At 51.3% G+C, this 559-nt stretch carries 1 pseudogene; it reads left to right on the forward strand.

Annotated elements, in window-relative coordinates:
• Nucleotides 1-559, forward strand: a pseudogene (locus tag R2Q84_RS25225) (hypothetical protein); the annotation flags it as partial.

Raw genomic sequence — 559 nt, forward strand, 5'->3', positions numbered from 1 at the left:
GCCACAAGGATTAATAGGTTTAACTGGCCCAGCTGGAGCTGATGGATTAACCGGGGCACAAGGTATTCAGGGTCCAATTGGTTTGACCGGGGCAACAGGACCAATGGGTCCACAAGGATTAATAGGTTTAACCGGTCCTGCTGGAGCTGATGGATTAACCGGGGCACAAGGTATTCAGGGTCCAATTGGTTTGACCGGAGCAACAGGACCAATCGGTCCAATTGGACCACAAGGATTAATAGGTTTAACTGGCCCAGCTGGAGCTGATGGTTTAACCGGGGCACAAGGTATTCAGGGTCCAATTGGTTTGACTGGAGCAACAGGACCAATTGGTCCCCAAGGGTTAATAGGTCTAACTGGCCCAACTGGAGCTGATGGATTAACCGGGGCACAAGGTATTCAGGGACCAATTGGTTTGACCGGAGCAACGGGACCAATCGGTCCGCAAGGATTAATAGGTTTAACTGGTCCTGCTGGAGCTGATGGATTAACTGGGGCACAAGGTATTCAGGGACCAATTGGTTTGACCGGAGCAACGGGACCAATGGGTCCACAAGGA

Source organism: Pedobacter nyackensis (assembly GCF_032678475.1).
In the GTDB taxonomy this organism is placed as follows: Bacteria; Bacteroidota; Bacteroidia; order Sphingobacteriales; family Sphingobacteriaceae; genus Pedobacter; species Pedobacter nyackensis_A.